This is a genomic window from Desulforapulum autotrophicum HRM2 (assembly GCF_000020365.1).
Taxonomy (GTDB): Bacteria; Desulfobacterota; Desulfobacteria; order Desulfobacterales; family Desulfobacteraceae; genus Desulforapulum; species Desulforapulum autotrophicum.
In genome coordinates this window covers 5057211-5083161 of sequence record NC_012108.1, presented here as the reverse complement: position 1 = coordinate 5083161, position 25951 = coordinate 5057211, and the positions used below count along the sequence as shown (strand labels likewise).

Genomic DNA, 25951 nt, shown 5'->3' with positions numbered 1-25951 from the left:
ATGAATATTAAAGGATGTACAGCCGTTGTGACCGGGGGAGCCTCTGGACTTGGAGAGGCATGTGTTCGTGAATTGTCAGCCAATGGCGCAGGGGTTGCCATTTTTGATTTTGATGAAACAAGGGGCCGCAAAGCAGCATCGGAATCGGGAGATTCGATTATTTTCTGTAAGACAGATGTTTCCGATGAAAATAGTGTGAAAGCAGCCATTGCAAAAACCATTGGGGCTTTTGGAAAAATTCATTTCACCATTAACTGTGCCGGTATCGGCACCCCTGCCAGGGTGCTTTCCAAAAAAGGCCCCATGCCCCTTGAGCTGTTCAACAAAGTTCTCCAGGTGAATCTTGTGGGGACAATGAATGTGCTTCGTCTTACCGCGGAAAAGATGATAGACAACGGTCCGAACCCGGACGGTGAAAAAGGGGTTATTATCAATACCGCATCCATTGCCGCCTTTGAAGGACAAATCGGACAGGCGGCCTACAGTGCATCCAAAGGTGGCATTGTGGGGATGACTCTTCCCATTGCCCGTGAGTTTGCATCCTATGGTATCCGGGTTATGACCATTGCGCCGGGGCTGTTTGAAACACCCATGCTGGCAGGCCTTTCGAAAGAGGTAAAACAATCCATCATTGCCGACATTCCTTTTCCCAAGCGTCTGGCCAGACCTGCTGAATTTGCGCTTCTGGCGAAACATATTATTGAAAATCCGATTTTAAACGGTGAAACCATCCGGCTGGATTCATGTATTCGGCTGGGCATTAAATAAATGGCTCAGAAATATCAATCAAATCAAGGGCCTGGAATCGAAACAGCCATACATGGGGCATCATAATCCTGTTGAATCTGTTTGGCGATCATTCAGCGACAATTCGATTTCGCCCACCCTGTTTGGCCGCATATAACCGTTGATCTGCGAGAATGAACAGCGCTTCTGGAGATGTGTCTTTTTGTGGAATACAGCCTGCTAAACCAATGCTCAGCGTGACGTGGGAAGCGATGGATGACGTATGATGGGGGATCGGCTGTTCCTTCAAAGTGGTCAGAAAATGATGAAGGCTTGATAATGCCAGTTCTGGAGATGTATTGGGTAAAAGAATGGTAAACTCTTCACCACCAATTCGTGCGGCAAGATCTGATGGCCTGTTGAAGATGTTTCCCCATAGGGCCGCTATTTTTTTCAGGCAGATATCCCCTTGATTATGCCCATATGTATCGTTGTACTGTTTGAAAAAATCAATGTCACCAATCACAAGGGTCAAAAATTGTTCTTCTCGCTGGCACCGGGACCATTCTGTCTGAAATGTTTGGTCAAACTTGCGCCTGTTCGCAAGGGTGGTCAGTTCATCTCGTTCTGAAATTTCCATGAGTTCCTGTTTGTCTCGCTGGAATTGTTGATCCCGAATTTCATAGTGATATAATGTTTCTAACAATTTTTTCCGGGGAGCCTTGATCAACTCATTCATTGGCAGCGGCGTATCAAGAAAACGGATAAATTTCTTTCGAAAGATCAGATAAAACCCCAGCATTGGAACACTGTAGCAGGCGGCCATAATGGCCTTTCCTGAGACATTGCCAAAAATGATACTGACAAGTTCTGGACTGAGTCCAAAGGCCAGAATGGGAAAGAGCACGCCATCTGCACATAGAATCAAAATAAATGCAAACGTATAGATGAAGGCGAGTGCGGAGATGTTTGAAATTAACCTGCGGACCTGCAGAAAGATCAGCAAAAGGACCAGGATCTCACCCAGGATCAACACCCCTCCAATAATGAGAACCCACAGTGAAACATTAAAAATAGCTGAGGGAATGTGAACAGTGTTCAAAACGAGCTTGGAATCAAGTAACCATGCCAGGAAATTAAACCCTGCAAACACAAAGATATCCACCTGAACCACCAGCTGAATTATATTTCGGAAGGTGCTGACATCACGCTCAATAATGATCAGCATTACTGTGCTCATCATAAAGGCGCCATAGGCCAGATTGCCACCCGAGATATGAAGGGTTTCAGAGAGGGGAAATGAGTAGATAGCGCCAGCAAGTCCACCCACAACGAGTACAATGCTGATATACATGTAGAATGCCGGCGTGCGCAGGCGGGAGGTCATTGTCGTAAAATACAACGGAAAAATAGAATATAACCCGATATTAAGCAACAAGACGCCAATTGTCGTCATCATTCCTGTTGGGTTTTCCATAATGTTTCTCTCCATAAAACATCAATATGACACACAAGTGACCTGTCAAAAATGATTAATAATGGCAGAATACGATCCATTACGTCAATTTCTTTCATCACACCTTGAAAAAGGGTGACAGGAACAAAAAATGATCCCTGGGTAGGATTTTTACATCCTCTGTCTTGACAAAAGAATAAATTTAAACTAAACATTTAGTTGTTTGGCTAATTATAAAACAATAGGGAAGATATGGATAGAACGCTTTTAATACTCAAATCACTGTCTGACAAAAACCGACTCCGGGTCTTCAGCGCCTTGATGGTCCACAACGAATTGTGCGCCTGCCAGATAACCGAACTTTTAAACGTTGCAGGAGCCACAGCCTCCAGACATTTAAGCCTCATGGTAAATGCGGGTGTATTAAAGAATCGTAAACAGGGACGATGGATATATTTTTGTTTAAACAGGGAAAATCCGTTTTTGCTCCCCCTGTTTGAGTGGGTAAAGGAAAGGGTTGAAGGGTCAAAGCAGTTTGAGCAGGATTTGGAAACATTGAAAGAGATCCTGGCAATTGCTTGTGAAGAATTGAGCTGTAAACAAAGAAAAAACGGTCGTAATTCTAAATCATAAATCAAAAGGGGTTTACGATGAAAGAAAAACTTAAAATATTATTCCTTTGTACGGGAAACTCATGCCGCAGCCAGATGGCTGAAGGATGGACCCGGAAATTAAAAGCAGACGTCATTGATGTTTATTCCGCAGGTATTGAGACACATGGCCTCAATCCCCATGCTGTAAGGGTCATGGCCGAGGCAGGTGTAGATATTTCAGGCCATAAATCAAAACTGATTGATGAATTCAGCGCCATGCCCCTGGACGTGGTTATCACTGTCTGCGGCCATGCCCATGAAACCTGTCCATATTTTCCGTCCCCCAGTAAGGTCCTCCATGTCGGGTTTGACGATCCGCCGAAATTGGCTGCGGAACTTGCAAAGCAAGGGGGAAATGAAGAAAGACAATTGGACTGCTATCGAAGGGTCAGAGATGAAATCAGGGCATTTGTTGAAAAAATGCCTGAAAATATAGACGACACGATCGTGTCATCAAGCCTAGGAGCAGAAAAATGAGTGTTTACCCAGGTAATGAACGTAAAATGACCAGTGTCTTTGAGAGGTACCTGACCCTATGGGTCGGGCTGTGCATCATCGGTGGAATTCTTCTGGGCAGGATTGCTCCAGGCCTTGCCAAGTCACTGGATGCCATGTCCATTAATGTCAACGGGGCGCCTGTGGTCTCTATTCCCATTGCTGTCTGCCTTTTCTTCATGATGTATCCCATCATGGTCAAGATTGATTTTACCTCTGTTATCAAGGCCGGTAAAAGTGGAAAGCCGGTGCTTTTAACCCTTTTTATCAACTGGTGTATCAAACCCTTTACCATGTATGCGATTTCAATGTTTTTCCTGGGTTTTCTTCTAAAATCGGTGATTGGCGCCCAGGCAATGGATCTTGTCAAAATGCCTTTTGGCCTTGACCTGCCGGTGGGGGTAGCCCACGGTGCCGGCGTTGTTGTTGTCCAGGACGGTATCAAAATGCTTCAAATTCCCCTGTGGAGAAGCTATTTTGCAGGCTGCATTCTTTTGGGGATCGCGCCATGTACCGCAATGGTCCTGGTATGGAGTTATCTGTCCCGGGGCAACGACGGTTTAACACTGATTATGGTCGCCATAAATTCTCTCACCATGCTGGTTTTATATGGGGTGCTGGGTGGTTTTCTTCTGGGTGTTGGAAAACTGCCTGTCCCCTGGCAGGCATTGGTTCTGTCGGTGGGCATTTATGTGGCACTGCCCCTTGTGGCCGGTTATTTTTCACGCAAATGGATTATTTCAGCCAAGGGAAAAACCTGGTTCCAGGAAAAATTTTTAGGCGTTCTGACGCCGGTAACCATTTCAGCCCTGTTGTTGACCCTGGTGCTGCTGTTTAGTTTTAAAGGCGAGGTCATCATGGCAAATCCATTGACCATCCTTTGGATTGCCATTCCGCTGTTTATTCAAACAACCTTAATCTTTGCCGTGGGATATGCTGCTGCAAAATTTTTAAAATTAAAATACGAGGATGCGGCACCGGCGGCCATGATCGGTGCATCCAACCATTTTGAAGTTGCCATTGCAACGGCTGTCATGCTGTTTGGCCTGTCATCTGGAGCCGCCCTTGCCACTGTTGTGGGGGTACTGATTGAGGTCCCGGTAATGCTTATGCTCGTTGGGTTTTGTAAAAAAACGGCCCACTGGTTTGAAACGTAATCGGTAAATAACCTGGAGGGCTGCAAACATTTGCAACCCTCTTGCCATGGGATGAATCTTTATGGCATCGCAGACGTTGTTCTTGCCCTAGGGGGGTATCTTTTTTGAAATTCCAGTGCGATATCCTGAATTTTTTAACATAAACCTCGCAGAGAGCACATTTTCCCCCTTATATTTCTTGACCGATTCATGTATGTATATTGCCATGCACAGTTTACGGAAAAAATTTGTCAGATGAAAAGGTTTCTTTTTATAATTACATTAACCTTGGCACTGGTTTGTTCTTTAATCTGCCATGCTGACAACATTTCAACTGAAGACAAAGTCAAAGCCGCCTACCTGTATAATTTTGCAAAGTTTATCAAATGGCCCGGGCCGACATTTATCCACGAAAAATCACCCTTGCTCATCGGGGTTATGGGGGATGATTCCTTTGCAGACAAACTTGGCCCCTTAACTTCAAGAACCGTTCGCAACAGACCCTTTGAGATCAAGAAATTAAAAACATCGAAACAGGCCCAGACCTGTCACATGGTATATATCAACACCTCCAGTTCAGCCGAACTATCAAATATTCTTGAACAACTAAAAGCCAGGCCCATCATAACCGTCGGAGACAATAACAAATTTGCAGCCCAGGGAGGAATAATTCAATTTATCAAAATCAGGGATAGACTTCGCTTTATTATCAACCTGGATGCTGCAAAAATAAATCAGGTTCAAATTGATGCCCAGCTTCTTTCCCTGGCCACGGAACTCCTGGAGACAAAAGAATGACTCAATTTTTTCACAACCTCTCTGTCAAGCAAAAATTCAACACCATTATTTTAGGTGTCTGTTCAACCATACTCCTTCTAACCTTTACCATCGCCTTTATCAGTCAATGGTTTTTGTACCAACGCAATGCCCTTGAAGAACTGCAAAGCCTGTCAAAAATTATCGGCGATAACAGTACTGCTGCCCTGCTGTTCCAGGATGACGAGGCATTGGAAAACAACCTTCACTCTCTGGCCCAAAAAACCTCAATCCTTACATCCGCCATTTACAGGGCCGACGGTGCGCGGGTTGCAAGTTTTTCCAGGGGCGGCCACCAGCAGATTTCCCCACAACGGGTGAAAAATACTGAATTAGAGGAAAAGGGATATATGATCCACGATGGCCGGATACAGATCCTTACCCCAATTATTTTGGACAACGAAAGGGTTGGGACCCTTTATCTCCAGGCAAGCATGGGTGACCTCTACAAGCTTCTTTTGGAAGCGGCCGGCTACCTGGTGCTCCTTCTGCTCGGCGGGCTTGTTCTTGCTGTCGTACTGGCAAACCGTCTGCAAAAAATTATTACCGGCCCTGTCACCCAGTTGACAACGGCAATCCAGCAGATTTCAACGGAAAAAAACTATCGTCTCAGGGTGAAACATAAAAGTAAAGATGAATTTGGATTGCTGGCTGAAGGTTTCAATAATATGCTGGGCCAGATTCAACAGAGGGATGAGCACCTTGAAGAGCAGGTTCGCAATCGTACCGCAGAGCTGCAACTGACAATGGACAAAGCTATTGTCCTTGCAGATGAAGCCCAGGCTGCCAGCAAGGCCAAATCCCAGTTTCTGGCAAACATGAGCCACGAGATCCGAACCCCCATGAACGGGGTCCTTGGTATGGCTGAGATGGCCCTGGATATGAACCTGACACTTGAACAGCAAAATGCCATTGAAACCATCAAGTCATCCGGTGAATCCCTTTTGACCATTATCAACGATATCCTGGATTTTTCCAAGATAGAAGCCGGAAAGCTGGAAATTGAAACCATCAACTTCAACCTGCCGGCCCTGATTGAAGAAATTGCCCAGATTCTTGCCCATCGGGCCCATGCAAAAGGCCTTGAACTTATTGTTGATATTGCTGAAACCCTTCATCCGGATATGAGTTCCGACCCAAGCCGAATAAGGCAGGTTTTGACAAATTTATTGTCCAATGCCATTAAATTTACAGAGCAAGGAGAAGTCTATCTCAAGGTGGAGTCCCTGAAGGATATGGGTGACTCGGAACAGGTTCGTTTTCTGGTTCGCGATACCGGCATAGGAATGACTGCCGAGGAGAGAAAAAAACTCTTCCAGCCCTTCTCCCAGGCCGACGAGTCAACAACGCGAAAATATGGGGGGACAGGACTCGGACTTGCAATTTCAAGGCAGCTGGTGGAGCTCATGGATGGTCAGATCAACTGCACAGGTAACCCTGGAGAGGGTGCAGAGTTCTGGTTTGACCTGACCCTTAAAAAAACGGCAGGAACCCGGATTCTTGCCCAAACACCGACCCAGGAATTAAAGGGATTAAGTGCCCTTGTTGTTGATGACAATCAAACAAACCGTGAACTCTTGACCCACCAGATGAACTCCTGGGGCATCAAGCAGGAGGGGGCTGAAGACGGACTCAAAGGATTAACGATACTGCACCGGGCTGTGGAAGAGAAAAGGCCATTTGACATGGTGCTCCTGGATATGCACATGCCCCATATGGACGGATTGGATGTGGCCCGGCTGATTCGTAAGGATCCTACCCTCGAAAGGACAAAAATAATAATATTGACCTCGGTGGGTATCCGGGGTGATGCCCAGCTGGCCCGGGAGGCAGGAATAAACATCTATCTGACCAAGCCGGTTCGCCAGGTTGATCTTTACAACAGTCTGGTTGAACTGATGAACGGAAATTATCTGGAGAAAAAGGATTTAATCACTCAGTATCACCTTAAAAAAGAGCTGACAACCTTTAACGCCAGAGTACTCCTGGCCGAAGACAACATCATCAACCAACAGGTTGCAAAAGGCGTTCTGTGCAAGTTGGGATGCCGGGTTGAACTTGCGACAAACGGACTGGAAGCGGTTAGCGCTGCCCAAAAAGAATCCTATGACATTGTTTTTATGGATTGCCAGATGCCCCGGATGGATGGGTATGAAGCAACCGGAAAAATCCGTTGGATGGAGGATTTGAAATCGGGTCAAAAAAGGCTTCCGATAATTGCCCTGACTGCAAACGCCCTTAGCGGAGACCGGGAAAAATGTCTTGCCGCAGGAATGGATGATTATATCAGTAAACCCTTTGGAAAAGAGAAGATTATCAAAGTTCTCAAACATTGGTTACCTGAAAATCTGCATTCCCCCTCACAGGCAAACCTGTCAAAAAAGCATCCCCATGGTGTATCAGACCAATCGCCCCCCATGGAATCAAAAACGATTGACACAAAAGTTCTGAACAGTATCCGTGACCTCCAGGCAGACGGGGCTGAAGATCTTCTGACAAAAATCATAAAACTTTTTCTGGAAGATACTCCAGGGCAGCTGGAAAAGATTAAACTTGCCCTTGAGAACTCAGATATTGCAACACTTCGATTAATTTCCCACAGTTTAAAATCAGGAAGTGCCAATCTGGGGGCTTTAAATTTGTCCGCACTTTTTAGAAAAATGGAAGAGAATGCACGGAATGACTCCATGGAAGGCGCATCTGAGTTGTTCGTCCAGATTGAAAGGGAGTTCCAGAAAGCAGTTAAATCTTTATCAGCTGAAATGGTAACAGATATTGAAACAATTGATTTCAGGAATGGATAGGCATGAATTCTAAAAAAATCAGTTTAATTAAAATAACGGTTTCAATTCTGGCCACCTTTTTTATTCTCTTCTCCTTCAGCCAGGCCGATGATCTGGAGATGTTAGATATGGATCTGTCAAGCCTGATGCAGATTCAAATCACCTCAGCTGGGAGAAAGGCGCAGGATCTTGTGGATGTACCTGCCGCAGTTTATGTCATAGACCGGGACGATATTCAGAATTCGAGTGCCACTTGCGTCCCGGAACTCCTTCGCATGGTTCCCGGACTCCAGGTGGCACGGATCTCTTCCAGCAAATGGGCCATCGCTTCCCGGGGATTTAACGGCACCTTTTCCAATAAACTCCTGGTTCAGATTGACGGTCGCAGCGTCTATACCTCGGCCTATTCCGGTGTCTACTGGGATACCCTGAACCTGCCTTTAGAAAATATTGAACAGATCGAAGTCATCCGGGGCCCAGGGGCAACCCTCTGGGGAGCCAACGCCGTCAACGGCGTCATCAATATCATCACCAAAACAGCTGCTGAGACACAGGGTGGAAAGGTGACAGCCACCATGGGTAACCAGGAACGTGGCTCAGCATCATTTCGTTATGGTAAACAACTCAAAAATGACCTTTATGGCCGTTTCTATGCAAGCCACCATGCCCAGGATTCATACACCTACCTTGGGGACAAAAGTGATGCGGATGATGACTGGCAGATCACCACCGGTGGCTTCCGCCTTGACAACAATGTGGGAATAAACGACTCATGGACCTTTCAAGGGGATATCTACCACGGGGAGAATAATCAGTGGGTGGACACGCTCTGGATACCAGACCTCCCCTATTTAATCCGGGCCCAGGACCAGGTGCACACCAACGGTGGTAATCTGCTTGGCCGATGGGAACACGGCATCTCTGAAAAACAATCCTGGACCCTGCAGGTTTACTATGATTTCACAACCCGGGATGAAATATATCTGGAACAGACCAATCATATTGTCGACATTGATTTCCAGCATCGGTTCCAAGTTAAAAATTGCCACGATCTTGTCTGGGGCATGGGCTATCGAGTCGTCAAAGATGATTTCAGTAATAGCTACCAGGTTGAATTCTCCCCTGACAGCCAAACCAATAATCTTGTCAGTGCCTTTTTACAGGATGAAATTGCCCTGCTAAAAGACCGAGTCTGGCTCACCATCGGTTCAAAATTTGAGCATAACGAATATTCAGGTTTTGAAGTTCAACCAAATCTTCGCCTGCTTTGGAAACCGCAAGAAAAGCACAGTCTCTGGGCATCCATTGCAAGGGCCGTCAGAACACCCTCCCGGGCTGAAGACAGCGGCAAAGTGATCACATATATTATACCGCCACCATTTTTTACCGAGGTCTCCGTATGGGGCAATTCTGATTTTGACTCGGAAGAATTGATTGCCTACGAGGCTGGTTACCGTTATATCCCATCAAAAAACCTCTCCATTGATATGACCCTGTATTACAACGACTACAGAGATCTCCAATCCTATTCTGAGGCCTCGCCGTTCTCTCCTGTTTATTTTGTTAATTCAATGGAGGGTCAGACCTATGGACTTGAAATAACGACAACATGGACTCCTGCAGATTGGATAGACACGGAATTCTCCTACACCTATATTGATCTTTCAATGGAAGATGAAAACAATGAAAGTTTCCAATCAGCTGATATAACTGAAGGCTCATCTCCCCAGAACCAGTTCTATGCCAGGGCAAATATTAAACTTAGGGAAAATCTTCGTTTAAACCTCTGGGGACATTACACGGATCAACTAAAGGCGTCCAGTATCTCTGCGTCAAGCAGCAACACGGTTGTGGATGACTATATTAATTTTAATGCCAATATAAAATGGTCACCCAAGGAAAACCTGGAAATCACACTGGCCGGAGAAAATCTTTTCGACAACAGGCATCTTGAATTTATCCAGGAAGCGTTTACATCACCCATTGAGGTTGAGCGCAGCATCTACCTTAAAATAACCTGGGCTTTATAAGATGAGGCACCTCCTTCTTCTCCTAACTCTTACACTGGCTTTTTGCTGGTCGACACCTGGAAACACGGCTGAAAAGCCATCTGAATATAAGATCAAAGCAGCCTACCTGTATAATTTTGCCAAATTTATCCGTTGGCCAGATAGCGCCTTCACAGACGACAAGGCTCCTTTGGTGATTGGCGTTTTTGGGAAAAACCCCTTTAATGGAAACCTTGCACCATTAGGTACAAGAAGTGTAGGTAAACACCCCATTAAAATAATAGAATTCAAGACATTAAACGAGATAGGAAAATGTCACCTGCTTTTTATAGGCAAATCGGAATCCCATGGCCTGAAAACCCTCTTAAATACTCTTAAAACCAGACCTATTGTGACGATTGGAGAGCATAAAGCATTTTCAGCCCGGGGTGGAGTCATTCAATTTATTTCGGTCCGGAACCGATTACGCTTTGTTATCAATCTTAATACCGCAAAAGAGAACGAGATTCAAATTGATGCCCAGTTGCTTTCCCTTGCGACTGAAATTATAGGAGACGGTGGATGACCCATTTTATAAAACCATATCTGATTATTATAGTCACTCTTTTCACTCTACCGTCCTTCAGCCAGGCCGATGATCTGGAGATGTTCGATATGGACCTGTCAAGTCTGATGCAGATTCAAATCACCTCTGCCGGGAGAAAGGCGCAGGATCTTGCGGATGTACCTGCCGCAGTTTATGTCATAGACAAGGAAGATATTCAGAATTCGAGCGCCACTTGCGTCCCGGAACTCCTTCGCATGGTTCCCGGACTCCAGGTGGCACGGATCTCTTCCAGCAAATGGGCCATCGCTTCCCGGGGATTTAACGGCACCTTTTCCAATAAACTCCTGGTTCAGATTGACGGCCGCAGCGTCTATACCTCGGCCTATTCCGGTGTCTACTGGGACACCCTGAATCTGCCTTTAGAAGATATTGAACAGATTGAAGTCATCCGGGGACCAGGGGCAACCCTCTGGGGAGCCAACGCCGTCAACGGCGTTATCAATATCATCACCAAAACAGCTGCGGATACACAGGGTGGAAAGGTGACAGCCACCATGGGTAACCATGAACGTGGTTCAGCATCATTTCGTTATGGTAAACAACTCAAAAATGACCTCCATGGCCGTTTCTATGTAAACCACCATGCCCAGGATTCATACACCTACCTTGGGGACAAAAGCGATGCGGATGATGACTGGCAAATCACCACCGGTGGCTTCCGCCTTGACAACGATGTGGGAATAAAAGACTCATGGACCTTTCAAGGGGATATCTACCACGGGGAGAATAATCAGTGGGTGGACACGCTCTGGATACCAGACCTCCCCTATTTAATCCGGGCCCAGGACCAGGTGCACACCAACGGTGGTAATCTGCTTGGCCGATGGGAACACGGCATCTCTGAAAAACAATCCTGGACCCTGCAGGTTTACTATGATTTCACAACCCGGGATGAAATATATCTGGAACAGACCAATCATATTGTCGACATTGATTTCCAGCATCGGTTCCAAGTTAAAAATTGCCACGATCTTGTCTGGGGCATGGGCTATCGAGTCGTCAAAGATGATTTCAGTAATAGCTACCAGGTTGAATTTATTCCTGACAGTCAAACCAATAATCTTGTCAGTGCATTTTTCCAGGATGAAATTACCCTTTTAAAAGACCGGCTATGGCTCACCATGGGCTCAAAATTTGAGCATAACGAATATACCGGTTTTGAAGTTCAGCCAAATCTGCGTCTGCTTTGGAAGCCTGGCGAAAGGCATACCCTCTGGGCCTCCATTTCCAGGGCCATCAGAACACCCTCCCGGGCTGAAGACAGTGGGAAAGTGATGACATATGTCATACCTGAGCCAATTTCTTTAGAAATCCCCCTATTGGGTAATTCTGATTTAAACTCAGAACAATTGATCGCCTATGAGACCGGGTACCGTTATATCCCATCAAAGGACTTCTCCATTGATCTGTCCCTGTATTACAATGACTACAGAGAGTTGCAATCCTATTACCAGGCATCGGCGTTTTCACCCATCTATTTCGTCAACTCAATGGAAGGCCAGACCTATGGTCTTGAAATAACGACAGCATGGAAACCTGTAGACTGGATAAACACGAAATTTTCCTACACCTATATTGACCTTAAAATGGAGGCAGACAACAATCAATCGTTCCAAATAGAACAGGTAACTGAAGGTTCTTCTCCCCGGCATCAGTTCAATGCCCAGGCAAATATTAAACTCAGGGAAAATCTGCATTTAAACCTTTGGGGCCATTACACGGATCAACTGGACGCTTCCAGTCTATCCGGGCCAAGCAACACCTTGGTTGTGGATGACTATATTAATTTTAATGCCAATATAAAATGGACACCCAAGGAAAATCTGGAAATCACGCTGGCAGGAGAAAATATATTCGATAACAGGCATCTTGAATTTATCCAGGAAGAGTTTAAATCACCCGTTGAGGTTGAGCGCAGCCTTTACCTTAAAATAACCTGGGCTTTATAAGATGAGACATCTCCTTCTTATCCTAACTCTTACACTGGCTATTTGCTGGCCGGCACCTGGAAACACGGCTGAAAAACCATCTGAATATAAGATCAAAGCAGCCTACCTGTATAATTTTGCCAAATTTATCCGTTGGACAGATAGCGCCTTCACAGACGACAAGGCTCCTTTGGTGATTGTCATTTTTGGGAAAAAACCCTTTAATGGAAACCTTACACCTTAGGATTATTGCTTTTTACCTTTTATAATAATATAAAGTAGCCATGCATCCAAATATTCAAACCCATACATATTTCATCTGGTTTTCCAGAATATTAGTCAGCTTGAATATATTCTTTAGCATTCTTTTATCACCTGTCCTGGCAAATGATTTTCTGGATATGTCCCTTGAGGAGTTGATCAATCTGGAGGTGACTTCGGCAGCTAAGACACCAACCCCTTTATTAAAAACCCCTGGGGCAATCCATGTGATTACAAAGGAGGATATCCGTCGTTCAGGGGCCAACAGCATTCCCGAACTTTTAAAAATGGTACCGGGGATGAACGTTGCCCAACTCGATTCAAACCGCTGGGCCATAAGTGCCCGTGGTTTTAATGGCGAATTTGCCAACAAATTACTTGTCATGATTGATGGGCGAAGTGTTTATACTCCAGTTTTTTCAGGAGTTTACTGGGATGTCCAAGATCTGGTTCTGGCTGAAATAGAGAGAATTGAGGTTATCCGTGGTCCAGGCGCTTCCCTTTGGGGGTCAAATGCCGTCAACGGGATTATTAATATTATGACCCGTTCTGCTGAAACAACATTGGGTTCCCAGGTCTCTGCCTGGGCAGGCACTGGGGCAACCGGAGGACTGAGTGTAATGCAGGGCTCAGAGATCGGTTCAAGCAGTTATTTACGCTTGACAGCCAAAGGATTTACCCGGGGTGTGAATCAATTGAACGGCAGAGATACTGATGATGACATGACAATGGGCCGGACTGGATTTCGCTGGGATTACATTGGCAGCGATTTTACCGGAAAAACCACGGGCAGTTTTTACCAGGGCCAGGAGGGAGCCAATTTTGACCAGGTAAGCTACAAGGGTGATTACCACGACCGGTTCAATGACGATATTGATATGAAGGGGGGGCACCTGCTTTCAAGCTGGTCAAACCAGTTTAGTGAGAAATCGAGCCTCTCATTTCAAGTCTATTTTGACTACACACAACGAAAAGGCGCTTTTTACGATGAGAAACTTCAAGTCCTGGATGTTGAATTTCAGCACAATTATGAACCAGGTCCTGGCCATAAATTTACCTGGGGTGGAAATTTAAGAGCTTATTTTGATGATTTAACTGCCCATGCCAATGTGTTTATGGATCCGGAAGACGATCAGTACACTCAGTTCAGCCTTTTTGTCCAGGACGATTATCCTTTACTGAAGGATTTAACCCTGACCCTGGGAACTAAAGTTGAGCACAATGATTTTACTGGTTGGGAATTCCAGCCAAACGCTAGATTATTGTGGGAAATTTCCCAGAAAATTTCCCTATGGGGCGCTGTTTCCAGGGCGGTTCGGACCCCATCCAGGCTTGATTCTAACGGTGGGATCGTTCTGGCCCTCTATCCCCCGGGGCATGAACTCAACCCGACACCCAACGCCGAAATTCCTTTGGCGATTCCCATTATCGTAACATTCCAGGGCAATGACGAATTTGAATCAGAGGTGGTGACGGCCTATGAGCTTGGCCTTCGCTCCCTTGTTTCAGATCATGCGAGCATTGATATCGCATTGTTCTGGAATAATTATAAAAAGTTAAGAACCGGAAGCAACCTTCCTCCCAATATCGTTTTTGAAGGGGACCTGCCCGTCGCAATTGATCAGGTCAGTTTTGCCAATAATGAGCTTGAAGGTGAGACCTATGGAATTGAAGCCAGCATGGAATACCAGATGACTGATGATTGGAAACTTATTGGTGCCTATAGTTACATGGAAATGAAGTTCGATTTTGGTGGCCAGTTAGAGGAGTTTTTAAACAGCTTTTATGCCAATCACCAGGCTTCCATACAATCTCGTCTCAACCTTTCTCACAATGTTGAGGCAGATATCTGGGTTACCTATACCGATGAAATTGAGGTTCAGAACCAACCTGAACTCTGGGACCTCACCCTTCGCCTTGGCTGGCAACCATCACCAACATGGCAACTGGAGCTGGTGGGCCACAATCTTCTCCACGATCACAAAAAACAGCTCGACTCGGAGATTATCAGCATGGTTTCATCTGAGATTGAACGGGGTGTTTTTCTCCGGCTGACCTGTCAATTTTGATTAACACCTAGGAAGGCCCTGGCAGATTGAGGGGAATTTTTCGCTTAAAGAACCTGAGGGCCTGGTACTGGATGTGGTGGATGTAGAGAATCGCCGAGTAATGGCCTGACAGGAGATAGATGGTTTCGGGGTTTCCGATTTTTTTCTTGAGTTCCCTTCCGTTCTTAAAGGGGACAACCCTGTCAAACAGGGCCAGTATCATCATGGTCTTTCGGGCGTCAATGTAACGGGCATATTTCAGGGGGTCACATTGAATGGTGGTGGCCAGGGTGTTATAAAATTCATCCGGGGTGATGCCCTTCTGGGCCATGAATCTCAATCGTTTTTTTTTAATCCCTTTTTCCGTGGAAAAGGCCAGGATTTGGGCAAGGTCTCCCCCGGCAAGGGCCAGGACCGATGCCTTGATGCGTGGGTCAAGGGCCGTCACCAATGCCGCCTTGATGCCGCCCATGCTCACGCCAAATACCCCGATTTTGCCCCGGTCAAGTTCATGCCTTGTTTTGATCCAGTCCAGCACCTGCCTGTGGTCCAGCACCATCTGGCGAAGCACCAGATCCACCTTGTCCATCTGATCGAATTCCTTGTACTTTTTTTGACGATGTACGATGACTGCGGCATACCCGTTTTCAGCAAAGTGCCGTGCAAAAATACGTGCAATTTTGTTGTTACCCCCGAGGATGGGCAGCACCATGATAACCGGAACTTTTTTATCAGCGTCAACATCGTAGTAGTCAACAGTAATCGGTCCGGCCTCAAGGATATACCGGGTCGAAGGAAAGGTTATTTGCCGGATGGTAAATCGAGCCTGCCTGTCAATGATTCGTTCGTCATAGGTGCCGGTGAAGGGTGGGCAGGCATAGGCCTGTTCAAGGGCCGGTGTCAGGGGTTGAGGACCGGGATAACTCCTGTCCATGGGCACGTAGGCGCATGAAACCAGGAACAGGAGGGGGAGGCAAACAAGGGCGACGACCCGGGTTCCCATTAGAGAAGGGCGTCAACGATGATCTGGACACTCCTTGCGGTCTCATTCTTGAACTTTTCACGTTCGGCGTTTGAAAGTTCGTTGAACTTCATCAGTTCAAGCTCCTTTACATTGTTCAAAAGCTCAAGAATGCCGCTGCTGACAAGGTCGGCAAGTTTTTCCCTGGAAAGGGTGGTGTCCTCCAGGGCCTTTATGGCTGCTACCCTTTGGCTCAGGCGGTCTTCAGGGTCTTTAAACCGTTGCTCAAGAAGGGTTGAAATGATGAAGAACAGGGCATCCACCCGGTTGCTTTTGATCAGGGTGGGGCTGTGGAAAAATGAATGGTTTTTATCCACGCTCAGATCTCCCCTTCCAAGATCCAGGGATCGTTCAAACCAGTTCAGGGTATACGTTTCGTTGTTTTTGCGGGTCCACGTACCCTTTTCCCAGGCATGGGTCCGGATGATCTTTGACAGCTCGGCAAGACAGGTTTCCTGGGAGGAGAAATCATAGTTGCCAAGGAGGGCTCCTGACTGAAAGATATCCACTCCGGGCTTTGTTGCCTGGGGGGAAATCTCACCGCAGAGGATTCGTAATTCTTTGCCGGGCCGGGCAATGATCACCTTGTATGAAGGCTGGTCTTGATTGATTCGATTGAGTTCTTGGGCCGTTTCAGGCGGGGTGATAGACCGGGCAATGGCAGGGGGTAAAAACACGGCAATGAGCTGGGGCGCAAGATCTATTGCCTCCAGTGCCGCCTTGAAAACAGGAAAATCCGCCTCGTCCAGGGGGGCCACCGGTGTGAGGACCCCCGGTTTCACGTGGGCGGAAAAAAGTTCGAGCATGGCCTCAAGCCCGGCTTGCCAGTGGGCGCTCCTGGGGTCTTTGCCATTATCAATCCATTGGGCTGCTTTTGAAGAGATGGGGTCCATTTTTGTCCTTTTCAGCTACTTGTCGTTCGGGTCTGTTTGGCCCGCATTGTTTGAACATCAAACCTGTATCAAACCAGATTATAGACGGGGTTGTCAAACGGTTTTACGTCTTGATCGGTATCTGTCCATGAAGGATCTGCCTGCCATGGCGGCAAGTCCCCTGAGAGTCAGTTTATCACGTTCCCACATCTGTCCCATTGAGGCCGTGATAATGTTTTTTGGCACTTGGGGCTGGAGGGCTTCGGGTTTGCGTTCCAGATGGATGGCCTTTTCAGGGCAGGTGGAGACACAGAGTCCGCAACCGATGCAGCGGTCGAGATCCAGGACGGCACGTTTGTTTTTGATTGAAATAGCGTCCATGGGGCACCTTTTTTTACAGATACCGCAGCCGGTGCACAGACCTGGGTCTGCCTTTGCCTGAAAGGGGGATGAGATAATTTTGGCGGGTTTTGGATGGGTCTTGATGGTTCTGAGTATGCCGCAACAGCAGCCGCAGCAGCAGCAGAGCCAGGAAATTTCTTTCCCGTTGCTCGGCTGGAGTACCAGGCCCGATCTGTCGGCCTGTTTCAGGATATCAAGGGCCTGGTCAAGGGTTATACGCCGGCCGATTTTGTTCTTGATAAAGAAATCTTCATCATCACCAAAGGAGAGGCACAGGTCCATGGGTTTATTGCATCCCTTGCCCATCATCTGTTGTTCCTTGCGGCAGATGCAGGCAGAGACTGCAAAATGGCTTTTTTGTCTTAAAAGGGTTTCTGCCATTTCATGGGCAAGGATTTCAAGGGAGGTGTCAATGCTCCGGCCCACGGGAATGGTCCGCATCTGGGGGTTTTTTTTCCACACCTTTTTATCCAGCAGATCAGGCATGTAGTCGCCCATCAGCCTGGCAAGTTCCGGGGTGAGCCGTCCCACCTGGAGTTCCCAGATGCCCACCACAAACTGGGCCGCCATGTAAACGGCGGGCTTGTTCAAGGGTTTTGACCGGAAGATCAACCCCTTGGCTGCCATGGTTTCAAGGAGCTGTTCTGTCTCCACCAGGGGGGCCTTTCTGCGAAGGGCAATGGTTGCGGCTGTTTCTGCGATCAGGGTGAGCACCAGGGCAAGCCTTGCCTCCTGGTATGAAAAGAGGTGTTTGAGTATCTTTATTTCCACCCCCCGCTGGGTTGAGGGAAACCCGCCTGGCAGGTCGTCAAGGTGTTGTGCAAGTTGTTTGTAGGGCAAGGCCGGGACCGTCCTTATTCTTTAAGGTAAAAACCCATTGACCTGAAATCAGGACCATCTTACAGGGTTACAACCGTTTGCTAAGTTGTGAGATTTCCGAAGGAATCGTGAAAACATAAAACCGCTTGATCCGTTGGACTAATCGTCTTTTTTTGGAAGATAATCCTCCCGGACCGGAGCAAATACCTCAACAGCAACTGCGTCTTCCAAGATGTCGGCACCATGTTCCATTCCTCCCGGAATCATCCAGCTGTCGCCAGGTTCAATCACCTGTTCTGCTGTGCCTACCCTCAGGCGCATCTTTCCTGAAACCAGGTAGCCGGTCTGTTCATGGGGGTGGGCGTGGGTCGGCAAAAGGCTACCCCTGTCAAGGCGGAATTCGGTCATCAGGGTCTTTTCTCCATGGACCAGGGTTTTCATCCGGATTCCCTTGATCGGGGATAGGTATCCTTTTTTACTTTTTTGCTGAAACATGTGAACTCCTTTGGGCAACAGGGTTAAAGGATGATTTCGCAACGAGTATACAGATAAAACCGCTATTGTACGAGATTTTTCTCAAGCAATGAGCCGTGTCTCTGCCGGAACTGAAAGACCTCCCCTGCCTTTTTCCAGTTGCTTTAACTGTTTTGTACGTGGTAGATTCGTATTTCTAATTTCCAGATAAAAAAAGGAGCCTCCAGTGGATATTTACGTTGCAAGACAACCTATTCTGGACAGCAAACAGAGCACCGTTGCATATGAGTTGCTTTTCCGAGATGGGCTTGCCAACTCCTTTCCCGACCTGGACGGGGATACGGCAACCTTCAGACTTTTGTCCAACACCTTCTTCTCCATGGGAATCGACTGGCTTTCCATGGGAAAGCCTGCATTCATCAATTTCCCCCAGGCCCTTATTGAGCGTGGAATTCCTCTGTTCTTTCCCAAAGAGAATGTGGTCATTGAGGTCCTTGAAGATGTCCATCCCAACGCCGAGGTAATCAAGGCCGTCACCGGGTTTAAGAAAAAAGGGTTTCGCATTGCACTGGATGATTTTGTCTTCCACCAGGAGTTAACTCCCCTGATCGAACAGGCAGACATCATAAAGTTCGACTTCAGAGCCTCGACCCTGGATGAGATCGAAGGTATGATTTCAACCCTTTCAAAATATGCAAAACTTAAATTCCTGGCTGAAAAAATCGAAACCCATGAAGAGTTTCAAAAGGCCCTGGACCTGGGGTGTCATCTTTTTCAGGGCTATTTCTTTGAAAAACCCAAGGTGCTCACCAACAAAAGCATTCCGGCAGTCAAGATAAACCTCATCAGGCTCATTGCCCAGGTATCAAAGGCGGATATTGATTTTCCACGGCTGATCGAAATGATCCGGGATGATGTCTCCATGTCCTTTCGCCTGCTCAAGTTTATCAATTCAGCCTATTACCGCAGAAAGATCCCCATTGATTCGGTCAAGGATGCCATCACCCTCATGGGAGAACGGGAGATCAGGCAGTTCATCCTTCTGGTTGCATCGGCTGGTCTTGCAGAGGGAAAGCCCCAGGAGATAATCACCACCTCGATTATAACAGGGCGAATGTGTGAATTGTTGGGCAAGGAAGTTGAAACGGACTTTTTAGATGAAGAGCTGTTTACCCTTGGTCTGTTTCGAAACATTAATGCCATGCTTGACATGCCAATGGTGCAGGTTCTGAAAGATCTTCCCTTTACACCACGTATCAAGGCGGGCCTCATGGGAGAAAATCGTGTGATCAATCACCTGTTTGGTGCCATCAACGATTTCATCAGGGGAGACTGGGCCAGTGTCAACCTGTGCAGCGATCACCTGTGCCTGCTTGTCCAGACCATGAAGGATGCCTACCAGGATGCTGTGACCATGGCAGATGAGTTCATGGCTGCATCTCCGAAATAGGGCGGGTCATTGCAGGAATTCCCACGGCATTTGAGAAAGGATTGATTAGCCCTTTGTCCGTTCCCGATTAAAGGGCGTTCCAGAAATTCCACGAAATTCCGCCACCATCACTGTTCATTCCATCACTTACCTTTCCATCATAGGTAAATGCCAAAGCCTCAACCCCTGGCGGAACAGTGATTAAACGGTTAAAACTCAGGTTCAGCATGGGGATCCACCTTCGATGCGGTGCCGCGTATATAAGTGTCCGCGACACTATATTTCCTCCGGCATCCACAAAATAGAGATTCAGTCGAAGATGGTCCATTACCGTGTAATTGGTGAGGTGTTTGGAAAGGGCGATGGTCCCGTTGATTTTCAGGGTCGGTCCGGTCAAATGGTATTTGTAGGAGAGGGTCAGGTCTTTGCCCCTCCAGAAATCGGTTGTTTCACGGCCCTTTTCAAGCTGGGTAAGGTTTTTAGGGTTTAATTGCTGCTGTTTTGAACCGGTTATGGTGCCGGCACAACCTGAAATCAAGCCCGCCACCAGAATGATAAAAACTGGAAGATACGATGATGGTTTCATTGGAACCCTCCTTTATTGATTTTTTAACTCAACTTTCAGACTTCAACTTTGATGACCCCAGGTAACAGCCAATCCCGAAAGGTGAGTTTTCAATGTATTATTTCTGCACCATCTTTTCAAATTCAGCCCGGGTGAGAAGGTTGGAGAACCGTTCGCCATGGCGGCTCTTTTCCCTGTAGAACCGGATGCATTGTTTTACGATTTCAATCACCTGGGTTTGGGTATGAATTCCCGGTAGCTCCATGGCAAGTCTTGGATGGCGACCGAGTCTGCCGCCGAGTTGGACTCTATAACCTTGTGTTGCGGTGGCAAGGGTACCGGTGGGGCATGCCTTGACACATTTTGCGCACATGAGGCAGCGGTCAAAGTCAATTTCAGGTTGTTCCCCATCCCCAGTGAGGGCAATGGCACCTTCCTGGCAGGCATCCACACAGGCACCGCACCCGATACATGCTTCTTCTGTGACACCGGGACGGGCAGCTGAAATGATGCCGATTCCCTTGATCTGGGGCTGGGAGCAGCCGTTGGGACACTGGGCAACGGCTACCCGGAACTCGTGGTGAAACTTAAGATCACCCTTGACCTGCTGCCGGAGTAGAGAAAGAATATCTTCTTGTTTGAAAAGGGCCTCTATCTGTTCAACCAGATCGTCGGCCGAGGCGATCCTATTGGGGCACCCTTCGCTGCCAAAGCAGGTTTCAACCTGGTATCCCTTGATTTCAGCGTCCATGCCCGATAGAAACCGGGTCTGGGTGGCTTTGACCTCCCCCAGGGTTACCTGGTTTTTCCCGGTTTGTGCGGCTTCTTTTTCCACCCGTTTACGAACCTTTTTTCTTACAAAAAAAGGAACCTTGGCGATGGCATCTTCAGCTTGTTCTGTCCATTCCATGGGTTTTTCCATTTCCAAATGATTACAGAGTGCTCATCTCAACCGGTCGTTTTACAACGACCAGGAACATTTTAAACGGGGTCGTGGCATACAGGGCATGGGGAACATCCGCCGGCATGACAATGGTCTGTCCTGCAACGGCCGTGATTTCTTTGCCGCCCACGTTGATAAGGGCCTCACCGTCCAGAATCTGGACCATGGCGTCGCCCGATGCCGAGTGGGCGCTGATTTCTTCATCTTTGTCAAAGGCGAACAAGGTTATGCCCACAGCTTTCTGGCTTGCCAGGGTTCGGCTCACCACACGTCCCTCTTCATAGTCCACAAGGGATTTTAAATCAATGGTTTCGGAAAAAGGAATATTTTTGATCAGTTCTTTTTTATTCATGTTGTCTGCTCCTCAATTTAGCAAAGCATCTGTTTTATTCATTGGGCGATTACAGGTTCTCAAAGGTTTGAAAACGTCTGCGCGATTTCTTTCCCATTATGAATTATTAATATGGTAACGACCTTGATCTAAGTCAAAAAAATAAAAAAGATGGAAATTGTTTTTTTCCCGGGGCAATGGTAAAAACGGATAAAATCATAGGGAGGTTTCATGATGGTTAGAAAAATCACATCTCTGACACTGTTGATCGCCTTTTCACTGTTGATCCTTACCTCAATCATTCTTTATATCGTTCCCCAGGGGCGGATTGCCTTTTGGGTCGACTGGCATCTCTGGGGTCTGACAAAAAACCAGTGGGGAAATCTTCACATCAATCTTGGGGTGCTCGTGCTTGTCTCGGGCCTGGTGCATGTCTACTATAACTGGCGTGCCCTGGTCGCCTACATGAAAAACAGAGCAAAGCAGATTAAGGTATTTACCCCTTCGTTCACTGTTGCCTTGATGCTCACCCTGGGGGTTGTGGTCGGCACATACTATGAAATTGCCCCCATGGGATCTATTATTTCCCTTGGGGAAGCCATTAAGGAACGGGCTGCCATAAAGTATGGTGAACCGCCCTATGGCCATGCAGAACTTTCCCCTTTAACTGTTTTTGCCAGAAAACAGGGGCTGGATCTGGAGCTGAGTATGACCCTTCTTAAAGGGGCAGGCCTGGTTGTTGGGGGTGACAACGATACCATTGCAGAGATAGCCGATCACAACGGTCTCATCCCCCAACAGGTTTACGCGGTGATCAAGCCTGCCTTGAAAGATGAAATTTCCGGCAAGGATGGGTTGCCGGAGTCCCCGCCGCCGGGTTTCGGAAATATGACCCTTGGGGCTGTCTGCAGTGAATATAACCTTTCCCTTCCAGAAGTTATTCGCGGTTTAAACGCGAACGATATAAAAGCCGAGGCTGGGATGACGATCAAACAGATGGCCCATGCCAATGGCATCTCTCCCATGGCGGTTTTTGAACGGCTGCGTGGCCTGGATCTCCCATAAATTCATATAACCGGCACGGCCGGAGCGAAGTATCGGCTCTGGCCACAACGAATATAGAAACTCGACAGCAGAGGTGGGCGGGAACGGGTATTGCCCGCAGCGGATTAAACGGCAGCGGTCAGCATGGACGCTGAAGGAGCTGCCGTTTCCCTCGGAGCAGCCCAGGACGGGCTGCGAGAATGAGCGGAGGGTTATACCCGTTCCCGTCTACCGGTCCGACGAGAGTTTCATATAAACCCACATGTCCTGGCGGACACAACGAAATATGAAACACGATGATACAGGGCAGGCGATAGTACCATTCCGCCCCCTTTGGTTACCCTGACCGGAACGGTAAACGTCGGGGGGATTTCTGCCCTTCCAGACTAAAGCGCAGGAACTGCGGGCTAAAGTCCTCAAACAGCCTGCGCTTCTTAACGCCTGGAAGGGCAAAAATCCTATCCCCTTTGGTTTACAATGTTCCGATCAGGGAAACCAAAGAGGGCTCGAAAGTCGAGACTTTCACAATGATGTTTCGACATGAGTTTCTTATAAAAAATAACAGCCCCTGATCCAAATCTTTCGAGCTGCGTTTAGCCCCCCGAGTTTAGCCCACCCGATCCGATCAAACACAATTTTAGCATCTGGGTAATATTTTCAAAATATTACCATGGGATAGTACGTCTGTTTGATCTATCGCCTAAACACACAAGGGGTTTGTTGATAAAATGACCGCACAATTAAAAACCATTGATGGGGTGAGCTGTTCAGATTCCCGGACCGACCTTGGTTCTCTTCTGGAAATAATGGAAATAGAGACCGGGTCGACAGACGCATTTGCAGCCTCATTGCCTTTTTCAACCAGGGATGTCACTGCTGGTACGGAAAACGAATTCCAGGCTGTGGTCCTGGGAAAAAGGCAGGACCTGGATCTTGCCATCACCATCGAAGAATCCAACTACTATAAGAATATGATTCGAAGGGCTGCCTCCGGGGACACTTCCCGGAAAAAAATGCTGGGTATTGAACGTTATCTGAATCAGAAAACAGACGATGTCTGGGAAAACAGCTGGGTCAGGTTCCCGAGACATGCACTCAATACCTATGCCAGTCATATCTTTAAAACAGACCTTAAATCGGACAAGACAAGGCCGGATTCCAAAGATCGATCCGATGCCGAAGATTTTACATTTACCCGAAATGATGAGGAATTCATCCGCGTTCCTGTCAGCTATGTGCTCAAGCTTGCCCTTGCCCATGCCATTGGTGGTGATGATTGCGGCCATCCCCTGGTGCGGATTACCGGAGAAAAAATGATGGCGCATTTTTTAAATGACAACACCTCTCCTGAAATTTTTTCCTTTCACCCTGTCCGAACAAACGGTTCAGCGTCCATTGGCCGTAAAATGGCCAAAGAGACCCTGATCCGTTTTCTGTTTACCCAGCTTCTGGTGAACTATGCTGAAGAGACGTTTTGCCTGAAAGCCCATGGCCAGCAGATCAGGATCTTTTTCTCCTCGTCACCGCCGTTGATGCAAAAACAGCTTAATGACTGTATCTCAGACGCCTTTTATCGATCTCTTTTCATGAGTCCCTGTCTGTCGGGATGGACCCGGGGCCAGGAAAAACATGAATATATGAAGCTGTGCCATAAAGTCCTTTCCAGAAGTCAGATCAACGGGATTTCAAAACTCAAGGAGGCCGGCATCATCAATACCAACCTGGTGGCGCTGCCCAACAGTTCCAACATAAGCCTGGCCAACAACGGCACCCATATCAGCATGGGGAGCATTAAACTTGGCCGGTTGCTCAAGGATCCCGCCTCAGGTTTCACTGCCTTCCATGAAAAGCACCTGGGTGACCTTGTCATTAAAATTACGGAACATTTTCTGTGTCTGTTCCCCGGCTCCTACAGCGCCTCACCCCTGCGCCTCAATTTTGAAGATTTCCATCCGGAAAAGGCCCTGGGGTTTTTACCCCATGAGATCGATTATACCCACCTTCGCATGATCTGGAGACGGTGGAAGCGCAAGGCAGACATCAATATTCTGGGCCAGGCCTTGACGCCCTTTGGCCCGGTCTGGCTGGACCGGATGATCAGCCGCAGTTTTGGCCTTAAGGGCGATTTTATCCCCGATGCAAGGCTCATTGATTATTTCGTTTCCCTCATGAGCACGGATCAGAGCCCTGCCTTGAGCGGTATCCAGGGCAATGAAGAACAATTAAAAAAAGACCTGGCCCAGATGGGGGTTTTTGATGAACGAATGCCCCTGTACCAGCTTGTCCGAATCCGGAAACACGCTGGGATGGGGTACAGCGGATTTGAGCACCGTTATTTCAGCATCTTTGAAAACCTGATGACAGATATGGGGGGCGCATTGGATCTTCAGAACCTGATAACCGTGTTGGCGTACCACTACATCTTAACTGGAGAAATCACCCATGCCATGATTCCGGATACCCCGGATGTGGAAAGTGAACGCAGGCAGATCTTTTTCTGCAGCGCAATTGATCTGCCCACCTGTTATGTCAAAACCCGAACAAAGAATCTGTTTTTGCAGCACATTGTCTCAAAGATAACAAAAACCCGGATCAGCAGAAGATATCCCGGATATACGCGGATCCGGCTGATTGATTATAAAAAGGCCCTCATTCAACTGTTAAAAACAGATGCACAGGGCCTGATGGATAATTTTTCCGTGAAGGGACTGTTGCAGGATCTTGAATCAAGGATTCTCTATCCGGACGCTTTTTCAGCCTGTGGACGCCTCACCCAGGGGATCCTTGAAAAAGACAAGAAAAAAGATCCCATGGGGTTCAGGGGCGAGGTTTTCAATAAAAAAGCAGAACACTACTATATCAATGGGCTGAGGGAAAAACAGATCAATGAAGGATTTGCCGTTATGGAACAGGAATTTCGTCAAATGGATATCTGGGCCGGTTTCAATCCGTCGCCCCATGGACAGGCCATTCGGGCCATTCTCGGAGATACTGAACGCCAAGCCTTTCTGGCAGAGGCGAAACAGCTATTTTTTGAAAATCGTCTTTCTCCTGAAAATACCAAGAAACTGCTGTTTTTGATCATCTTATACGTGAACAAAGAAACCCGAGAATTTGGAAACGTCTAACCCAG

General features: G+C 47.3%; 22 protein-coding genes. 14 read left to right on the top strand and 8 right to left on the bottom strand.

Annotated features, from left to right (window positions below; all coding sequences use genetic code 11):
- Positions 1-768 (top strand): 3-hydroxyacyl-CoA dehydrogenase, encoded by a 768-nt coding sequence (locus HRM2_RS22320; RefSeq protein WP_015906296.1) that lies wholly within the window; start codon positions 1-3, stop codon positions 766-768.
- A gap of 88 nt (positions 769-856) precedes the next feature.
- On the opposite strand, the gene HRM2_RS22315 is transcribed toward HRM2_RS22320, so the two are convergent.
- Entirely contained in the window at positions 857-2203 is a 1347-nt protein-coding gene (locus HRM2_RS22315) for a GGDEF domain-containing protein (protein WP_015906295.1), read from the bottom strand.
- Between the two features lie 231 nt (positions 2204-2434).
- Between HRM2_RS22315 and HRM2_RS22310 the strand changes: the two genes are divergently transcribed.
- The 10 genes from HRM2_RS22310 (at position 2435) to HRM2_RS22265 (ending at position 14939) form a co-directional block, all read left to right on the top strand.
- Positions 2435-2815 (top strand): ArsR/SmtB family transcription factor, encoded by a 381-nt coding sequence (locus HRM2_RS22310; protein ID WP_015906294.1) that lies wholly within the window; start codon positions 2435-2437, stop codon positions 2813-2815.
- A 17-nt stretch (positions 2816-2832) separates the two neighbouring features.
- The gene (locus HRM2_RS22305) at positions 2833-3312 is read left to right on the top strand and encodes an arsenate reductase ArsC (RefSeq protein WP_015906293.1); all 480 of its coding nucleotides are present in this window, start codon (positions 2833-2835) and stop codon (positions 3310-3312) included.
- The gene (arsB, locus tag HRM2_RS22300) at positions 3309-4487 is read left to right on the top strand and encodes an ACR3 family arsenite efflux transporter (RefSeq protein ID WP_015906292.1); all 1179 of its coding nucleotides are present in this window, start codon (positions 3309-3311) and stop codon (positions 4485-4487) included. Before HRM2_RS22305 ends, arsB begins: the two co-directional genes overlap by 4 nt.
- A gap of 267 nt (positions 4488-4754) precedes the next feature.
- The gene (locus HRM2_RS22295) at positions 4755-5264 is read left to right on the top strand and encodes a YfiR family protein (protein WP_232364123.1); all 510 of its coding nucleotides are present in this window, start codon (positions 4755-4757) and stop codon (positions 5262-5264) included.
- Positions 5261-8086 carry a response regulator gene (locus tag HRM2_RS22290; protein WP_015906290.1) on the top strand — a complete coding sequence of 942 codons (2826 nt, stop codon included), beginning with the start codon at positions 5261-5263 and terminating at the stop codon, positions 8084-8086. The genes HRM2_RS22295 and HRM2_RS22290 overlap by 4 nt, the downstream gene beginning before the upstream one ends.
- Before the next feature lie 2 nt (positions 8087-8088).
- On the top strand, positions 8089-10095 hold the full coding sequence (locus HRM2_RS22285) for a TonB-dependent receptor plug domain-containing protein (RefSeq protein WP_015906289.1): 2007 nt from the start codon (positions 8089-8091) through the stop codon (positions 10093-10095).
- Position 10096: 1 nt separating this feature from the next.
- Positions 10097-10639: a YfiR family protein gene (locus HRM2_RS22280; protein ID WP_015906288.1), complete on the top strand. Its 543-nt coding sequence runs from the start codon at positions 10097-10099 to the stop codon at positions 10637-10639.
- Positions 10636-12630, top strand: coding sequence for a TonB-dependent receptor plug domain-containing protein (locus HRM2_RS22275; RefSeq protein WP_015906287.1), 1995 nt, complete (start codon positions 10636-10638; stop codon positions 12628-12630). Before HRM2_RS22280 ends, HRM2_RS22275 begins: the two co-directional genes overlap by 4 nt.
- Before the next feature lies 1 nt (position 12631).
- On the top strand, positions 12632-12853 hold the full coding sequence (locus HRM2_RS28405; RefSeq protein ID WP_015906286.1) for a YfiR family protein: 222 nt from the start codon (positions 12632-12634) through the stop codon (positions 12851-12853).
- A gap of 100 nt (positions 12854-12953) precedes the next feature.
- The gene (locus HRM2_RS22265; protein WP_187149302.1) at positions 12954-14939 is read left to right on the top strand and encodes a TonB-dependent receptor plug domain-containing protein; all 1986 of its coding nucleotides are present in this window, start codon (positions 12954-12956) and stop codon (positions 14937-14939) included.
- A 7-nt stretch (positions 14940-14946) separates the two neighbouring features.
- Here the strand turns inward: HRM2_RS22265 and HRM2_RS22260 are convergent, their stop codons facing one another.
- The 4 genes from HRM2_RS22260 to HRM2_RS22245 form a co-directional block, all read right to left on the bottom strand.
- Positions 14947-15921: an alpha/beta hydrolase gene (locus HRM2_RS22260; protein ID WP_015906284.1), complete on the bottom strand. Its 975-nt coding sequence runs from the start codon at positions 15919-15921 to the stop codon at positions 14947-14949.
- Complete coding sequence (locus tag HRM2_RS22255) at positions 15921-16832, bottom strand: hypothetical protein (RefSeq protein WP_015906283.1); 912 nt, start codon at positions 16830-16832, stop codon at positions 15921-15923. The genes HRM2_RS22260 and HRM2_RS22255 overlap by 1 nt, the downstream gene beginning before the upstream one ends.
- Positions 16833-16925: 93 nt before the next feature.
- Complete coding sequence (locus HRM2_RS22250; protein WP_015906282.1) at positions 16926-18053, bottom strand: 4Fe-4S binding protein; 1128 nt, start codon at positions 18051-18053, stop codon at positions 16926-16928.
- A 138-nt stretch (positions 18054-18191) separates the two neighbouring features.
- Positions 18192-18527, bottom strand: a complete 336-nt coding sequence (locus HRM2_RS22245; protein WP_015906281.1) for a cupin domain-containing protein — start codon at positions 18525-18527, stop codon at positions 18192-18194.
- A gap of 205 nt (positions 18528-18732) precedes the next feature.
- Between HRM2_RS22245 and HRM2_RS22240 the strand changes: the two genes are divergently transcribed.
- Positions 18733-19956 (top strand): EAL and HDOD domain-containing protein, encoded by a 1224-nt coding sequence (locus tag HRM2_RS22240; RefSeq protein WP_015906280.1) that lies wholly within the window; start codon positions 18733-18735, stop codon positions 19954-19956.
- A gap of 67 nt (positions 19957-20023) precedes the next feature.
- Here the strand turns inward: HRM2_RS22240 and HRM2_RS22235 are convergent, their stop codons facing one another.
- From HRM2_RS22235 to HRM2_RS22225, 3 genes are all read right to left on the bottom strand, one after another.
- The gene (locus tag HRM2_RS22235; RefSeq protein ID WP_015906279.1) at positions 20024-20521 is read right to left on the bottom strand and encodes a hypothetical protein; all 498 of its coding nucleotides are present in this window, start codon (positions 20519-20521) and stop codon (positions 20024-20026) included.
- 97 nt (positions 20522-20618) lie between these two features.
- Positions 20619-21410, bottom strand: a complete 792-nt coding sequence (locus HRM2_RS22230) for a 4Fe-4S dicluster domain-containing protein (protein ID WP_041273442.1) — start codon at positions 21408-21410, stop codon at positions 20619-20621.
- 22 nt (positions 21411-21432) lie between these two features.
- Complete coding sequence (locus tag HRM2_RS22225) at positions 21433-21795, bottom strand: cupin domain-containing protein (RefSeq protein ID WP_015906277.1); 363 nt, start codon at positions 21793-21795, stop codon at positions 21433-21435.
- A 210-nt stretch (positions 21796-22005) separates the two neighbouring features.
- Here HRM2_RS22225 and HRM2_RS22220 point away from each other — a divergent pair, with 210 nt between their 5' ends.
- Both HRM2_RS22220 and HRM2_RS22215 read left to right on the top strand, forming a co-directional pair.
- The gene (locus tag HRM2_RS22220) at positions 22006-22839 is read left to right on the top strand and encodes a DUF4405 domain-containing protein (RefSeq protein ID WP_041273441.1); all 834 of its coding nucleotides are present in this window, start codon (positions 22006-22008) and stop codon (positions 22837-22839) included.
- Positions 22840-23546: 707 nt separating this feature from the next.
- Positions 23547-25946 carry a hypothetical protein gene (locus HRM2_RS22215; RefSeq protein WP_015906275.1) on the top strand — a complete coding sequence of 800 codons (2400 nt, stop codon included), beginning with the start codon at positions 23547-23549 and terminating at the stop codon, positions 25944-25946.
- Positions 25947-25951: the final 5 nt, after the last annotated feature.